Raw genomic sequence first — 15,700 nt, 5'->3', positions numbered from 1 at the left:
AGCGGCGGCGTGGGCCGAGAGGGCCCGCCCAAGCTATGCGTGGACACTATGATGAACCTTTTCACCGACTTCGAAGTAAGAATTAAGAACGCTCTCGAGCAAATTGATATTGTGCGGGAAAAGCGATCCGAACTCGACTTCGGACGTATCGGCGTGGAGCCGCCGCGAGACGCCAGTCATGGCGATGTCGCTACGAATGCGGCCATGGTGCTGTCGAAGCCGCTCGGTATGAACCCGCGCGCTTTCGCTGAAATCATCATCGCGAAATTGAAGGAAGACGCTGATGTTGCCGAGGTTTCGGCGGCTGGTCCCGGCTTCATCAATATTCGCCTGTCTGTCGGTTATTGGCAGCGCCTGCTGGCGACGATGATCTCCGAAGGCGAGAACTTCGGCCGCTCGACGGTCGGCGCCGGGCAGAAGGTCAATGTCGAATATGTCTCCGCCAATCCGACGGGGCCGATGCATGTCGGCCATTGCCGTGGTGCCGTTGTCGGCGACACGCTGGCGAACCTGCTCGGTTTCGCCGCTTACGACGTCACCAAGGAATATTATATCAACGACGCCGGCTCGCAGATCGACGTGCTGGCGCGGTCTGTCTTCATTCGCTACCGCGAAGCGCTCGGCGAACAGGTCGGCGAAATCCCGGCCGGCCTCTATCCCGGCGACTATCTGGTTCCGGTCGGCGAGTCGCTGGCCAAGGAATTCGGAACCAAGCTTCGCGGCATGCCGGAAGAGCAGTGGCTGCCGATTATCAGGGAACGCGCCATCGACGCGATGATGGTGATGATCCGCGCCGATCTGGAGGCGCTGAACGTCCATCACGACGTCTTCTTCTCGGAGCGGACGCTGCACGCCAACGGCGCGGCCCTGATCCGCACCGCGATCAACGACCTGACCTTCAAAGGCTATGTCTATAAGGGCGCGCTGCCGCCACCGAAGGGACAGTTGCCGGAGGATTGGGAGGATCGCGAGCAGACACTCTTCCGTTCGACGGAAGTGGGGGATGATATCGACCGCCCGCTGATCAAGTCGGACGGCTCCTACACGTACTTCGCCGCCGACGTCGCCTACTTCAAGAACAAGTACGACCGTGGCTTCAACGAGATGATCTATATTCTCGGCGCCGATCATGGCGGCTACGTCAAGCGGCTGGAAGCTGTTGCGCGCGGCGTCTCGGAAGGCAAGGCGAAGCTCACCGTGCTGCTGTGCCAGCTGGTCAAGCTGTTCCGCAATGGCGAACCGGTGAAGATGTCGAAGCGTTCCGGTGATTTCGTCACGCTGCGCGAAGTGGTCGACGAGGTCGGCCGCGATTCCGTGCGGTTCATGATGCTCTATCGCAAGAGCTCGGAGCCGCTGGATTTCGACTTCGCCAAGGTCACCGAACAGTCCAAGGACAATCCGGTCTTCTACGTACAATATGCGCATGCGCGCTGCATGTCGGTCTTCCGGCAGGCCCAGGAAGCCTTTCCGGATCTCGATATTGCCTCGCTCGATCTGGCGAAGGCAGTCGGCGGTGTGATCTCCGATCCGGCCGAGTTGCAGCTTATCGCGAAGATTGCGGAATTCCCGCGAATCATCGAAGCTGCGGCGCAGGCTCAGGAGCCTCATCGCATCGCCTTTTATCTTTACGATCTGGCAAGTTCCTTCCACGGACATTGGAACAAAGGTAAAGATTTACCTGAATTACGATTTGTTAACGATAAGAACCGAGAATTGAGCATTGCCAGACTTGGGCTGGTGCACGCTGTCGCGTCGGTTTTGAAGTCGGGTCTTGGTATAACCGGGACCGCCGCACCGGATGAAATGCGATAAACGTCACCGTTTGCCCACATTACACTGGCATTTAACTGTAGCGTTTGCGAGTGGATTGGGTGATGGCAGAAAAACAGTTGGCGTATCGCGCAAGCGGAAACGACGGGTTCTTTGCGGATGATGATCCGCTTGCCGAACTCGCCCGCATCGTCGGTTTCGAGCCGCGGCCTGCCGCCCAGGCGGCACCTGCGGCTCAGCGGCAAGAGCCGGCCTTCGATCTCGAAGATGAACTCCTCCGGGAATTCGAGCGCTATGATGCGCCTCGTTTGAGTCCTGCGAATGACATTCCGGTCTTGCCGGAAGATCAGCCCTTCGCGGGTGAGGCCGAGCTGTCGCGTCCCGCCGAGCCGGCGATCACCGAACCTCAGCCTGTCGAATTGCAGCAGCCCGCGCCGGCAATCAAGCCGACCATCGGTGCACGCGACCTGATCGACGAACTTGAAATGTCGATCGCGCCGGCATTGCAGGCCGCCCCAGCTCCACAGCCGGTCCCGCAACCTGTTGCCCCGCCGGTCGTCAAGCCGACGCCGCAGCACGCTGCGGCCACGGTGCGTTTGCCGATTGCGAATTTTACCGTGGCGCCTCCGTCCACACAGGCAACGCTGGTCGTCCCGGCTCCCGTGGCTGCCCCGGTCGCTCAAGAGCAGCCCATCATTGAGGCGCTCGATTTTGAATTGCCGACGATGGGGGATGCTCGGAGTGTCGAGCCCGTCGCGGTTCAGCCGGTCGCCAAGGCGCCGGAACCGGTCACGCCAACAAGCTTTGACGCGGCGGCTCTTTCCGCGGAGATCGACGATCTGCTGGCCGATGTCGACCGCTATCCCGTCCCCGCCAGAGGCAGTGAGCCGGCGGCGAAGGTTGAGCCGGATTTTGATATTTTCACCTCGCAGCCCGCAAAGCCGGCTGTCGACGCTTTCGTCGCTCCGGTGGCCACCGCCGCCTTGCAGCGTGAGGAGCCGAAGCCGATCGCGTTGGGAGATGAAGACCCCTTCACTGGTGAGGACTTCGAATTCGATCTCGCTGATATCGAGATGGAGCTCGCCGAGCTTGATTTCGCCGAAGCGAAGATGTCTGCTTCTGTTACGCCGCCGACGCTCGCGCCGGCCGTAGCACCACAGCCCGTGCCGATTGTCTCCAGGGCTACACCCGTCGTGCCGGCTCCGGCCGCTCCAGTGGCTGCCGCTGCCGTGCCGTTCGTCGCAGAGACCTCACGGCCGGAGCCGGTTCAGGCGCCCGTCGTTGCGGCCGCGCCGATCGCTGCAAAGGCCGCGCCGACGCTTGATATCGATCAGGCTTTGCCTTTCGACCCATCGGAAATCTCCGATACGGAAGATCGTGTCGAGACCTTCGAGGGCTCGCATGTTCCGAACCTGCCGCCTGTCGAGCCGGAAGCGCCGATCGCGGTTCCCTCGGAATATGATTTCGATATCGATGCTGAAATGGCGAGCATGTTCGGCACGCCCGCCAAGGAAGCTGCTCCCGAGCCGATCAAGCCCGCAGCCGCCGCCGCTCTCGGCGGTGCTGCTGTGGCTGCTGCCTCCTGGTCCAAGAATGCAGCTGCTCAGCCTGCTTCCGCAGCCGCTAGGCAGCCTGTCGAAGAGTTCGACGAATTCGAGCGGGCTCTGGAAGAAGATTTCCGCCGCAGCTATCGCGAAGCATCCAATCCTGTCGAGAATGTCGCTCGCATGACGCTGAATCCGGCGGTGCAGGCCGTTCGGCGTCCGGTGCGCTCGTTCCGTGGCATCGCGACCGCCGCCGCTCTCATCGCGGTTTTCGGTCTTGGTGCCTATGGGGTCTACGGATGGGTTCGTCACGGCTCGCCGATTTCGAGCTTCTCTGGTGAGCCGCGCGTGATCACGGCCGATGCTGATCCGGTCAAGGTTGCTCCGGAAAATCCGGGCGGCACCGTGGTTCCAAATCAGGACAAGGCCGTCTATGACCGCGTCGCCGGTGACGGCACCGCCGCACCGAAGCAGAAGCAGCTGGTGTCCTCCAACGAGCAGCCGGTGGATGTCGTCCAGAAGACGTTGATCCCCGAATCGGTTTCGCCCGATGACGGCAGTGCCGACCAGGTCACGCCGACGCCGGTCGGCGAAACCCAGGATCCGAGGCTGCTGCCGAGCCAGAATGGCGATAGTGCCGATGTGGCCGCCAATGACGATGGACAGGTTCCGTCGGTCTCGCCGCGCAAGGTACGCACGATGATCGTCAAGCCGGACGGCTCGCTGGTTGCCCGCGAAGAGCCGGCTGTCGACAAGACCACGACGGCAGCGGCTCCGGCTTTGGCGCCAAAGACCACCCCGGCCAAGCCGGCAACCGACAGCCAGGTCGCTTCCGCCGATCTTCGCCCGGCGACCACGGATACGCAGGCATCGCAGCCGGCACCCGCCGATAACGATGCTGCCAGTGCCGAAAGCACCCCGATCCGTGTCGTCAAGACGGCCCCGGTTCCGACCACGCGGCCGGCACAGCAGCCCGCCAAGCCGACGGCTGCGGCAACCGAGAGCGTTGCCGCCCATCCGGCACAGGCCCAGCCAAAGCCGCAGCAGGTTGCTTCGGCAAGCCCGGCCGCAACGCAGGCAGCTCCGGTCGCGTCGGCAAGCGCTGGGGGCGCCTACGGCGTGCAGATCGCTTCGCTGCCTTCCGAGGCCGAAGCACAGCGGTCGCAGGCAAACCTGAAGACCAAGTTCGCCAGCGTTATCGGCGGCCATCCGCTCGAAATCCGCAAGGCCGATATTGCCGGCAAGGGGACGTACTATCGCGTCCGCGTCGTCGCCGGTTCCAAGGACGATGCTGCCGACCTCTGCGTACGCCTACGCGCCGCAGGCGGCACCTGCCTGATCTCGAAATAAGAGATCAAAGCACCTGACATCAGCTGAAAACGGCGGGCGAAAGCCCGCCGTTTTCCTTTGAACCGGCTTCTTTTTATGTATCTCGTCTTGACGTGCTTCGCATTTCGCGAAGCGGCCGCTATGATTCGGACATGACCGAATCAAAATCCATGATCCTCGGCTGTAGCGGCCATTCCATCACACCCGAAGAGCACTCCTTCTATCAGGCGGAACAGCCATGGGGGTTCATCCTTTTCGGACGCAACATTTCCGAACCGGCGCAGATTGCCGATCTCGTCGCGTCCCTGCGCGATAGCGTCGGTCGCGATGCGCCGGTTTTCATCGACCAGGAAGGCGGCAGGGTGCAGCGCATCCGTCCGCCGATCCTGCCGCATTATCCCTCTGGCCAGGCGCTGGGCGATATCTATCGTCAAAACCGCGAGCAGGGCCTGCGCGCGGCCTGGCTGATGTCGAGGCTCCATGCCTTCGATCTTCTGAAGTTCGGCATCAATGCCGATTGCCTGCCGGTGCTCGACGTGCCGGTCGAAGGGTCGAGCAATGTTATCGGCAACCGCGCCTATGGCGGTGATCCTGTCACAGTGACCGAGATGGGCCGTGCCGCCGCCGAGGGGCTCAAGGCCGGCGGCGTCCTGCCGGTGATGAAGCATATGCCCGGCCATGGCCGCGGCTTTGCCGATTCCCATCACGAATTGCCGGTCGTGACCGTATCCCGCGCCGAACTGGAAGCCCATGATTTTCCCCCCTTCGTCGCACTCAAGGACGAGCTGATGGCGATGACCTGCCATGTCGTCTTTACCCACATCGATCCCGCCAATCCGGCGACGACCTCGCGCAAGGTCATCGAGGAGATCGTCCGCGGCCATATCGGCTTCAAGGGCTTGCTTCTCTCGGATGATAGCTCGATGAATGCGCTGGCTGGCACGATCGGCGAGCGGGCCGCGAATATTGTTGCCGGCGGATGCGATATCGTGCTGCATTGCAACGGCGTCATGGACGAGATGCAGCAGGTGGTGCGTAACGTGCCGGTCCTGAGCGGTGCCGCACTGGAGCGGGCGAAAGCGGTGGAAGCGGCTTTCGGCTATAATGATGGCGCGGATGAAGTTTCGATTCGCGCCGAATTTGATGCAATGTTTGCGGTGGCGTAGACCGAACTCCGAGGATCTGACGGGTGAACAAGGTGAGCGGCACGGAAAAGAGCCAACAGGCGGCAGCGCCGATGGACAAGCTGTGGCAGGACAATGGTACCGAGCGTGGCATGCACGAGCCCACTATGCTTGTCGATATCGCCGGTTTCGAAGGCCCGCTCGACCTGTTGCTGCATCTTGCCCGCACCCAGAAGGTCGATCTGTCACGCATCTCCGTGCTGGCGCTGGTTGAGCAATATTTGTTGTTCATCGATACCGCCCGGCGAATCCGGATCGAGCTTGCGGCCGATTATCTCGTCATGGCTGCCTGGCTTGCCTATCTGAAGTCGAAGCTGCTCATTCCGCAGCAGAGCAAGGAAGACGGCCCGAGCGGCGAGGAAATGGCGGCGACGCTCGCCTTCCGCCTGAAGCGCCTCGAAGCCATGCGCGATGCGGCGACGGGTCTCGTCAACCGCAACCGTCTCGGTCGCGATATCTTCGTACGCGGTGCGCCGGAGCATATTCCGGATCGGCGACGGTCCGCTTATGATGCCAGCCTCTACGATCTTCTGACCGCCTATGCCGGCCTGCGCCAACGTCAGGCAGTTACGCAAGTGACCATCGAGCGACGCCTGGTCTGGTCGTTGGGTGATGCCCGTACGATCCTCAACCGGATGATCGGCGAGATTACCGACTGGACAGCCCTGGAACACTATCTGCTGCGCTATATGACCAGTCCCAGCGAGCGCGTCACCGCCATCGCCAGCGCCTTTGCTGCCTCGCTGGAGCTCGCGCGCGAGGGCAAGCTGGAAATTCGTCAGGAGGGCGCATTCCAGCCGCTCTACATGCGGCGCGGGCCGAAGCACGATGTCGATGAGCTTGAGGCTGCGGAATAGGTGCGGGTGTGAGTGGTCATTATAAGGATCAGCATGTGAATGATGATGCGGCCACGCCAGGGGCGCCGGCGATCGATGAGCGCGCTTTGCGCGAAGCGGAACGCATCGCCGAAGCACTGGTCTTTGCCTCCGCCCAGCCGGTATCCGAGAGCTTTATCGCCGAGCGCGTGGCACTGGGCGTCGATATCAATTCCATCATGCAGCGGCTGAAGGCAGATTACGCAATGCGGGGCGTCAATCTCGTCCAGGTCGACGGCGCCTGGGCCTTTCGCACGGCCGCCGATCTTTCCTTCGTTATCCGCCGTGATGACAATGAGGCCCGGAAGCTGTCGCGCGCCGCCCTCGAAGTCCTGGCGATCATCGCCTATCACCAGCCGGTGACCCGCGCCGAGATCGAGGACATCAGGGGCGTGCAGACCTCCAAGGGGACGCTCGATGTGCTGATGGAGGCCGGCTGGGTTCGTTTTCGCGGCCGCCGGCGCACGCCTGGCCGACCGGTGACGCTGGGCACGACAAGGGATTTCCTCGATCATTTTGGTCTGGAAGAGTTGCGGGATCTGCCCGGTCTTGAAGAATTGAAAGGGGCGGGACTGCTTTCCGGCCGTATCCCCGCCAATTTCAACGTGCCGTCACCGCTGATGAGCGATGAATTGACCGAGGACGAGGATCCGATCACGCAGATGGATCTGGAGGAGCTCGGCCTCCTGGCGCCGGGCGGCGCTTCGGACGATTGAGCCCACAATCGGCACTCTCGACATGTTTTGAGCTGCTTGGTGGCCTGTAAAGCTTTTTTCCAAACAATTGCCCAGGCCTCGGTTTCGCCACTAGCGGATGCGAATATGGAGGTCATTCTCCGGCTGGGAGACGTTTAGGTATTGCATTGTCGCTCGCTATCCCCATAAGCGTCGATGCAGTACATTTTGGTGTTTGAAAAACATTCACAAACGTCTTACATCGGGAAGACACTGAAATCGGAGTTATCGCAATGGGTTCTCTAAGCATATGGCACTGGCTGATCGTCCTGGCCATCGCGCTGTTGTTGTTCGGCCGTGGAAAGATCCCGGAGCTGATGGGTGACGTCGCCAAGGGCATCAAGAGCTTCAAAAAAGGCATGAACGACGACGAAGAGACCACGCCGCCGGCGCAGACGACCTCGTCCCGCACCGTCGAACACAAGGCCGACGAATCGAAGTAATCATGTCGGGTACGTCGGGGGCTGAAATGCTCGCTGTCGGCCCAGGAGCCTTTTTATGTTCGATATAGGCTGGTCCGAGCTGCTGATTATCGCTGTGGTGGCGCTTGTGGTCATTGGCCCGAAGGAACTGCCGGCGACGCTACGGACGATCGGCAAGATGACGGCGCGTGCCCGGAAAATGGCAGGTGAGTTCCGTTCGCAATTCGATGAAGCGATGCGCGAGGCGGAGTTGGACGATGTGCGCCAGACGATTTCCGATGCCCAGAAGCTCAATCCGGTCAACTCGTTGCGCGAAGCAATGAACCCGTTGCGGCAGATGGGCAACGATATCAAGGCGGATCTGCAGCGTTCGACGACGTCGGACAAGCCTGCCGCAACCTCGACCCCCGCTGAATCGGTTTCCGAGCCAGCAATGGGACTGCCGGAAACGCTGCCAGTTGCTCCCGCGATAAGCGGAGCTTCTTCGGTGGTCGCGCCTGCACCGGCTGTCGCCACTCAGGAAGCACCCGTAAAGCCGAAGGTCGTGCGCAAGCCGCGAGCAAAGGTGGCCGCCAAGACGGATGAGATCGCTGCTGCGGTGGTCGCAACGCCAGTCGTCGCGGAAAAGCCGAAGCGTGCGCCGCGCAAGGTCGCTGCGGTTACCACCGAGGCTCCCGTCGCCGCGGCCCCAAAAAAGCGTGTAACGGTCGCCAAGGCCGCAACGGCTGCCAAGACAACGCCTAAAACGAAGGACAAGGCATGACGGGTGATATTGACGATAAGCCGCAGCCGCTTATCGAACACCTCATGGAACTGCGCACGCGGCTGATCTGGTCACTGGTGACGTTCTTCATCGCCTTTATTGCTTGCTTCGCCGTTGCCAAGCATCTCTTCAACTATCTGGTCTACCCCTATAAATGGGCCGTTGTCTGGGCCCATCTCGACGTCTCCAAGGCCGAGCTGATCTACACCGCGCCACAGGAATTCTTCTTCACGCAGGTGAAGGTCGCCATGTTCGGCGCGCTGGTCATCGCTTTCCCGGTCATCGCCGCGCAGATCTACAAGTTCGTGGCGCCCGGTCTCTACAAGAATGAGCGCGGCGCCTTCCTGCCGTTCCTAATTGCGTCGCCCATTCTGTTTCTGTTGGGCGCGGCGCTGGTTTACTTCTTCTTCGCTCCCATGGTCATGTGGTTCTTCCTGAAGATGCAGCAGGTGCCGGCAGACGGTCAGGTGGGCATTGCGCTGTTGCCGAAGGTCTCTGAATATCTGAGCCTGATCATGACGCTGGTCTTCTCCTTCGGTCTCGTTTTCCAGTTGCCCGTCATCACCACGCTGCTTGCGCGCGTGGGTCTGCTGACATCGACCTGGCTGGCGGAAAAACGCAAATTCGCGATCGTCTTCGCCTTCATCGTTGCCGCCGTGCTGACGCCTCCGGATCCGATGTCCCAGATCGGCCTTGCAGTGCCGACGATCATTCTCTACGAGATTTCCATCTACGCGGCGCGACTCGTGGAACGCCAGCGTGCCCGGCAGACGGCTGAGGAGAATGACGAGAATTCCGATGTCGCCAAGACGGATAGTGTCTGAGCGGCGGATCGGAAACGTCCTTCCATAAGGGTTTGCCAATTCGATCTCCGACCGAAATCTCGGTCGGAGCTGTAGTCATGTCTAACGACCTGGAACGACGATGCTTGATATTAAATGGATTCGTGAGAATGCCGAGGTTTTGGATGCAGCGCTTGCCAAGCGCGGTGCCGAGCCTTTGTCGCAAGGCCTCATCGCGCTCGACGAGAAGCGCCGCTCCATCATCCAGTCCGTTCAGGATATGCAGTCCCGCCGTAATACCGCTTCGAAAGAGATCGGCGCGGCCATGGCGCAGAAGAACACCGAGCTTGCCGAGAAGCTGAAGGGCGAAGTCGCCGACATCAAGACGTCGCTTCCGGCTGCGGAAGAGGAAGAGCGCGTGCTGACGGCCGAGCTCAACGACGCCCTGTCGCGCATTCCCAATATTCCGCTTGATGACGTGCCGGTCGGCAAGGATGAGCACGACAATGTCGTCAAGCATTCCTGGGGTGCCAAGCCGACCTGGAACCACAAGCCGAAAGAGCATTACGAAATCGGCGAAGCGCTCGGCTACATGGATTTCGAACGGGCAGCCAAGCTCTCCGGTTCGCGCTTTACCGTGTTGACCTCGCAGCTCGCGCGCCTGGAACGGGCGCTCGGACAGTTCATGCTCGACCTGCATACCAGCGAGCACGGCTATACCGAAGTCAGCTCGCCGCTGATGGTGCGCGACGAGGCGATGTTCGGCACCGGCCAGTTGCCGAAATTTGCCGAGGATTCGTTCAGGACCACGGGTGGCCACTGGCTGATCCCGACCGCCGAAGTGACGCTCACCAACCTTGTTTCCGGCGATATCCTCGACCAGGAGAAGCTGCCGCTGCGTTTCACGGCGCTGACGCCGTCCTTCCGCTCGGAAGCGGGTTCCGCCGGGCGCGATACGCGCGGCATGCTGCGTCAGCACCAGTTCTGGAAATGCGAGCTCGTGTCGATCACCGATGCCGAAAGCTCGATTGCCGAGCATGAGCGCATGACCGCCTGCGCCGAGGAAGTATTGAAGCGTCTCGGCCTGCACTATCGTGTCATGACGCTGTCGACCGGCGATATGGGCTTCGGTGCCCGTAAGACCTATGATCTTGAAGTCTGGCTGCCGGGGCAGGATACTTATCGCGAAATCTCCTCCTGCTCGGTCTGCGGCGATTTCCAGGCCCGGCGCATGAATGCGCGCTATCGCGGCAAGGACGACAAGGGCACGAAATTCGTGCACACGCTCAACGGCTCCGGCACCGCGGTCGGCCGCTGCCTGATCGCCGTTCTTGAGAATTATCTCAATGATGATGGTTCGGTGACTGTGCCGGACGCACTGCTGCCATATATGGGTGGTCTGACGAGGATCGAAAAAGCAGCATAATTTACTGGTGGGGCGATGCGGATACTTCTGACCAATGACGACGGCATTCACGCCGAAGGGCTGGCAGCGTTGGAGCGTATCGCCCGCACCATGTCGGACGATGTGTGGATCGTTGCGCCGGAGACGGATCAGAGCGGGCTTGCCCATTCGCTGAGCCTTTCCGAGCCGCTGCGCCTGCGCAAGGTCTCCGACAAGCATTATGCGCTGCGCGGCACCCCGACGGATTGCGTCATCATGGGCATCCGCCAGGTCATGGACATCAAGCCTGATCTGGTCCTGTCGGGCGTTAATTCCGGCTCCAACGTCGCCGATGATGTCACCTATTCCGGAACTATCGCCGGCGCGATCGAGGGCACGCTGCAGGGCGTGCGTTCCTTTGCGCTGAGTCAGGCCTATGTGTATGAGAATGGCACCCGCGTCGTTCCCTGGGAGGTGGTCGAAGCGCATGCGCCGGCGCTCCTCGGCAAGCTTATCGACATCGACCTGCCGGATGGCACCTTCCTCAATCTGAATTTCCCGAACTGCCGGCCGGACGAAGTCTCCGGCACCGAAGTGACGGCACAGGGCAATCTCGCCTTCAATCTGCAGGTCGACGAGCGCGCCGACGGACGCGGTTTTCCCTACTACTGGCTGCGCTTCGGCGAGCGCAGCGGCATCTTTCGCCCCGGCACGGATATCCACGCACTGAAACAAAATCGTATTTCGGTAACTCCTTTGAAACTCGATTTGACGGATTATTCGGTGCAAGACCGCGTGGCGCGGGCGCTCGGGCATGGAGTAGCGGATTGACACCTCGTTTGGTCGAGAAGGAAGGCTTCGCAGCCGTTGTGCTGCGACTGCGGGCCGAAGGCATATTGGACATCGATCTGATGACGGCCGTCGAGCAGACGCCGCGCCTGCCGTTCGTGCCGCTGCAATTTACCGATGACGCCTATTCCAGCCGGACGATCCCGATCGAATGCGGTGCCTTCATGGAGGGCATCGATCTCGTGGTCCGCATTCTGCACAGTTTGAAGATCAAGCCGGGCCACCGCGTTCTCGAAATCGGGACCGGCAGCGGCTTCACAGCCGCCGTCATGGCGCGTATCGTCGAGCGGGTGCTGACGGTCGATCGCTACAAGACCCTGACGACGGGTGCGCAGCAGCGCATGGATGCGCTTGGCCTGCGCAACGTCATCATCCGCCAGGCGGACGGCAGCGTCGGCCTGCCGGGCGAGGGCACCTTCGATCGGATCCTGGTGACGTCGGCTTTCACTGCCATGCCGCGCTTCTATGCCGAACAACTGGTATCGGGCGGATCGATGATCGCGCCGCTGATGCTTTCGGAGACGGAATGCCGCATGGTGCGCCTCACCAAGACCGGCAGCCGCTTCGAGCGCGAGGAACTCTTCGAGGTTCCGTATCAGCCGATCGTGCCAATGCTCGCCTCTTATCTTTAAGACCAAATTTGGATCGATAGCCGCCGCGCATTCCGCATGCGCGGCGAATTCATTTTCTATGGTTAGCAATTCCTCAAAAAAACACATGTGGTGCCAGTGCTTTAACCGCATGGTAAGATTAACGCGCTTTAATCGACCCATAAACAGTTGCGTCTCAAGTGGGTCGAGTCATGAGTTTCAGTCTTTCTTCAAACTTCGGTAAATCGGCAGGGAAAGTCCTGGTGGCCATTCTCCTGGCGAGCACCGCGACAGCTTGCAGTTCAGACACGACGCGCTTCGGCGGCCTTTTTGCAGGCTCGCCGGATCGGACGACGACAGGTTCCATCAATCGTGGCGGGATGAGCAACCTCGATGATAGCGCCGTGCCGAGGGCCGATGTTGCCCAGGGCGGCGGCTATAATCAGCAGCAGGATTATTCGCGGCAGAACGCACCTGCGGCGCGGACCTATCCGAACTCACCGGCCGGCTACAATCCTTCTTATTCCAGCGCCCGCGCATCGACCGCTCCGGTTGCGATCCAGCGGTCCGATCTGGCTGCCCCAACAGCTTCGGCCGCGCCCGGTCGCTCGCGTGGCGTCCCCAGCTCCGAAAATCAGATGGCCGCGCAGCCCTTCCCATCGTCGCATGGCAGGACGGCGGCGTCCCGCACTGAGCCGGGTCTGGCTCCGGATTCGATGTCGGCCGGTACGCTGAAGACGGCTTCCGTTTCGACAACCTCTTTGGGCTGGACGACCGTCAACGCTCCGAGCGTGACCCTGCAACAGGGCGAAAACATCGATCTCCTGTCGCGTCGTTACGGTGTTCCGGCAAAGGAAATCCTGCGTGCCAACGGCTTGAGAACCAGTGCCGGCGCCCAGCCCGGCCAACAGATCATTATCCCGACCATGAACGGCGCAGGGGTTTCGAGCCCGGCAAAGGTTGCTTCGGAAGCGACCGATCTTTCGCGCGGTGGCAAGATGCCGGGTCCGGCCAAGGCTCCCGAGCAGGACGCTGTCGTGCTGCCGGCCAATGGCCAGTTGCGGGGCAAGTCGCAGGCTGGGCTCGCCGACCCCGGCAAGCTCGCAGCCGGCAATGGCAAGGGCCCGTTGCCGAAGGGCGACGGAACCTATGTCGTCAAGCCGGGTGACTCGCTCGCCAAGATTGCCCGCAACACTGGCGTCAGTGTCGAAGAACTGAAGCAGGCAAACCGCATGAAGTCGGGTGAGGGCGTCCGTGTCGGACAGGCCCTGAAGCTGCCGCATGGTGTTGCTGGTGGCGCAGATTCGATCAAGACTGCCTCCATCGAGCCGCAGAAATCTGCCGCGAAGTCGCTCGCCGAACAGAAGGAAGTCGCCGAGGCGCCTGCGAAGGCGAACGCAAAGGCTGCTGCTGCTGAAACGGCAGCAAAAGCAGCGCCCAAGGCTGCTGCTGACGCCGCACCGGATGCGGCCAAGCCGCAGGCTGTTGCAAGTGCTGCGCCGACGCAGTCCGTCAGCGACGCCGCGACCAAATCCGACGTCTCCGCCGACGCGCCGGAAGCAACAGGTATCGGCAAATATCGCTGGCCGGTTCGTGGTGCGGTCATCGCCGGCTACGGCTCCAACGTCAACGGCAGCCGCAACGACGGTATCGATATCTCGGTTCCCGAGGGCACACCGATCAAGGCTGCCGAAAACGGCGTCGTCATCTATGCCGGCAACGGTCTGAAGGAACTTGGCAACACGGTTCTCGTGCGCCACGACGACGGCACGGTCACGGTCTACGGCCATGCTGACGCTCTCAGCGTCGCGCGCGGCCAGAAGGTTCAGCGTGGCCAGACGCTTGCCACCTCCGGCATGAGCGGCGACGTCAAGCAGCCCCAGCTTCACTTCGAAGTCCGCAAGAATTCGGCCCCGGTCAACCCAATGACCTTCCTTGAATAGGTAGTGCGTCTCAAGGAGTCTGCAAAAAGCCCGGTCACCACCGGGCTTTTTGTCGTTTGAGGCTCAGGGAACCGCGATCAGTCCCGCTCGAGCACGATCCTCTGCCGGCCGGCCAGGTCCTGGATATATTGCCAGGCCACGCGCCCGGAACGTGCGCCACGGGTAGTGGCCCATTCCAGTGCTTCATGGTGCATCTGGGCGCGGTCGAGGCTGAGCTTGAAGTGATCGGCGTAGGCATCGATCATCTGCAGATAGTCTTCCTGGCTGCATTTGTGGAAGCCGAGCCAGAGGCCGAAGCGGTCGGAGAGCGATACCTTTTCCTCGACGGCTTCCGACGGATTGATAGCCGTGGACTGCTCGTTCTCCATCATGTTGCGCGGGAGCAGGTGTCGGCGATTGGATGTCGCGTAGAACAGCACATTGTCCGGCCGCCCTTCGACGCCGCCATCGAGAGCCGCCTTCAGAGACTTGTAGGCGGTGTCGTCATGATCGAAGGAGAGGTCGTCGCAGAAGAGGATGATGCGATGCGGTGCGGTTTTCAGCATATCCAGCAGCACGGGCAGCGAGGAAATATCCTCGCGGTGCACTTCGATCAGCTTCAGCGAAATGCCAGTGGCGCGGCGCACGTCCTCATGCACGGCCTTGACGAGCGAGGATTTGCCCATGCCGCGCGCGCCCCAGAGCAGGACATTGTTGGCGGCGAAGCCCTCGGCGAAGCGCAGCGTGTTCTCGTGGAGGATATCACGGACATGATCGACGCCGCGAATGAGGGTCAGCGCCACGCGGTTCGGCCGGGAAACCGGTTGTAAATGTAGCCGGGTAGGGGACCAGACGAAACAGTCGGCGGCGCTCCAGTCGTTGACAGCCGGCGGCGGGCCGGCAAGGCGTTCGAGCGCGTCGGCGAGACGGCGGACTTCCGCAAGGATCAGGGCGTTTTGGTTCTCGATCACCGATTTTCCTCCAGAACGTTAGTCAAGAAAGTTGTAAAATGCACCTCGTTCTGTCGGGTATCATGCTCCCTCTGGGGCTGAAAGGCTAAGAGGCCGGGAAAACGGTACGGTTAGCGGCTGTTTTTGTTGCAATCGCTATGATCGCAACTATATTCCGGCCACCTGACGCGGGGCCCGTTCCCGCAAGGAGTTCAAGGGAGTTTTCGATGTTTGTCACCAACGCATATGCGCAGAGCGCAACAGATTCAGCCGCGAGCGTCTTCGGCGGTTCGGGCTTTGAAATGATCATCCTGTTCGTGCCGCTGATGGTCGTTTGGTATTTCCTCCTCATCCGTCCGCAGCGCGCGCAGGCGAAGAAGCGTGACGAAATCCTGAAGAACATTCGCCGCGGCGATCAGGTCGTCACGGGCGGCGGCATCGTCGGCAAGGTCACCAAGGTTGTCGACGACAAGGAACTGGAAGTGGAAATCGCCGAGGGCGTCAAGATCCGCGTCGTTCGCAGCGCCATTTCGGAAGTGCGCGTCAAGGGCGAACCGGTCAAGGCTGACGCCGCATAAGGACTTGAGTTGAGAGGGCGGGCC

The 15,700-nt window shown here is 61.2% G+C and carries 14 protein-coding genes; 13 read left to right on the top strand and 1 reads right to left on the bottom strand.

Annotated features, from left to right (window positions below; genetic code table 11):
• The first annotated feature begins 51 nt into the window (after positions 1-51).
• The 12 genes from argS to AB6803_RS07640 all read left to right on the top strand — a co-directional run bounded on the left by argS (position 52) and on the right by AB6803_RS07640 (position 14,169).
• A complete protein-coding gene (gene argS / locus AB6803_RS07695) occupies positions 52-1,812 on the top strand; it encodes an arginine--tRNA ligase (RefSeq protein ID WP_371108301.1) in 1,761 nt (586 codons plus the stop codon).
• A 62-nt stretch (positions 1,813-1,874) separates the two neighbouring features.
• Entirely contained in the window at positions 1,875-4,664 is a 2,790-nt protein-coding gene (locus AB6803_RS07690) for an SPOR domain-containing protein (protein WP_371108300.1), read from the top strand.
• A 131-nt stretch (positions 4,665-4,795) separates the two neighbouring features.
• The gene (gene nagZ, locus AB6803_RS07685; RefSeq protein WP_371108299.1) at positions 4,796-5,809 is read left to right on the top strand and encodes a beta-N-acetylhexosaminidase; all 1,014 of its coding nucleotides are present in this window, start codon (positions 4,796-4,798) and stop codon (positions 5,807-5,809) included.
• Between the two features lie 23 nt (positions 5,810-5,832).
• Positions 5,833-6,684 carry a ScpA family protein gene (locus AB6803_RS07680; protein ID WP_371108298.1) on the top strand — a complete coding sequence of 284 codons (852 nt, stop codon included), beginning with the start codon at positions 5,833-5,835 and terminating at the stop codon, positions 6,682-6,684.
• Between the two features lie 35 nt (positions 6,685-6,719).
• The gene (gene scpB, locus AB6803_RS07675; RefSeq protein WP_371108297.1) at positions 6,720-7,418 is read left to right on the top strand and encodes an SMC-Scp complex subunit ScpB; all 699 of its coding nucleotides are present in this window, start codon (positions 6,720-6,722) and stop codon (positions 7,416-7,418) included.
• 251 nt (positions 7,419-7,669) lie between these two features.
• Positions 7,670-7,879, top strand: coding sequence for a twin-arginine translocase TatA/TatE family subunit (locus AB6803_RS07670; RefSeq protein WP_371108296.1), 210 nt, complete (start codon positions 7,670-7,672; stop codon positions 7,877-7,879).
• A gap of 55 nt (positions 7,880-7,934) precedes the next feature.
• Positions 7,935-8,621, top strand: coding sequence for a Sec-independent protein translocase protein TatB (gene tatB / locus AB6803_RS07665; RefSeq protein ID WP_371108295.1), 687 nt, complete (start codon positions 7,935-7,937; stop codon positions 8,619-8,621).
• Entirely contained in the window at positions 8,618-9,445 is an 828-nt protein-coding gene (gene tatC / locus AB6803_RS07660) for a twin-arginine translocase subunit TatC (RefSeq protein ID WP_371108294.1), read from the top strand. Before tatB ends, tatC begins: the two co-directional genes overlap by 4 nt.
• Positions 9,446-9,545: 100 nt before the next feature.
• Complete coding sequence (gene serS / locus AB6803_RS07655; RefSeq protein ID WP_371108293.1) at positions 9,546-10,829, top strand: serine--tRNA ligase; 1,284 nt, start codon at positions 9,546-9,548, stop codon at positions 10,827-10,829.
• Between the two features lie 15 nt (positions 10,830-10,844).
• Positions 10,845-11,618 carry a 5'/3'-nucleotidase SurE gene (surE, locus tag AB6803_RS07650; RefSeq protein ID WP_371108292.1) on the top strand — a complete coding sequence of 258 codons (774 nt, stop codon included), beginning with the start codon at positions 10,845-10,847 and terminating at the stop codon, positions 11,616-11,618.
• Positions 11,615-12,268: a protein-L-isoaspartate(D-aspartate) O-methyltransferase gene (locus tag AB6803_RS07645; protein ID WP_371108291.1), complete on the top strand. Its 654-nt coding sequence runs from the start codon at positions 11,615-11,617 to the stop codon at positions 12,266-12,268. The genes surE and AB6803_RS07645 overlap by 4 nt, the downstream gene beginning before the upstream one ends.
• A gap of 170 nt (positions 12,269-12,438) precedes the next feature.
• Complete coding sequence (locus AB6803_RS07640) at positions 12,439-14,169, top strand: peptidoglycan DD-metalloendopeptidase family protein (protein ID WP_371108290.1); 1,731 nt, start codon at positions 12,439-12,441, stop codon at positions 14,167-14,169.
• A 77-nt stretch (positions 14,170-14,246) separates the two neighbouring features.
• Here AB6803_RS07640 and AB6803_RS07635 read toward each other — a convergent pair whose 3' ends face one another.
• Positions 14,247-15,119, bottom strand: a complete 873-nt coding sequence (locus tag AB6803_RS07635) for an ATP-binding protein (protein ID WP_371108289.1) — start codon at positions 15,117-15,119, stop codon at positions 14,247-14,249.
• Between the two features lie 206 nt (positions 15,120-15,325).
• On the opposite strand from AB6803_RS07635, the gene yajC reads away from it, so the two are divergent.
• A complete protein-coding gene (yajC, locus tag AB6803_RS07630) occupies positions 15,326-15,676 on the top strand; it encodes a preprotein translocase subunit YajC (RefSeq protein WP_007690971.1) in 351 nt (116 codons plus the stop codon).
• Positions 15,677-15,700 lie beyond the last annotated feature (24 nt).

It is taken from the genome of Rhizobium sp. RCC_161_2, assembly GCF_041355235.1.
GTDB lineage: Bacteria > Pseudomonadota > Alphaproteobacteria > Rhizobiales > Rhizobiaceae > Rhizobium.
The sequence above is the reverse complement of the archived record's forward strand: the minus strand, read 5'-3'. Positions and strand labels throughout refer to the sequence as shown.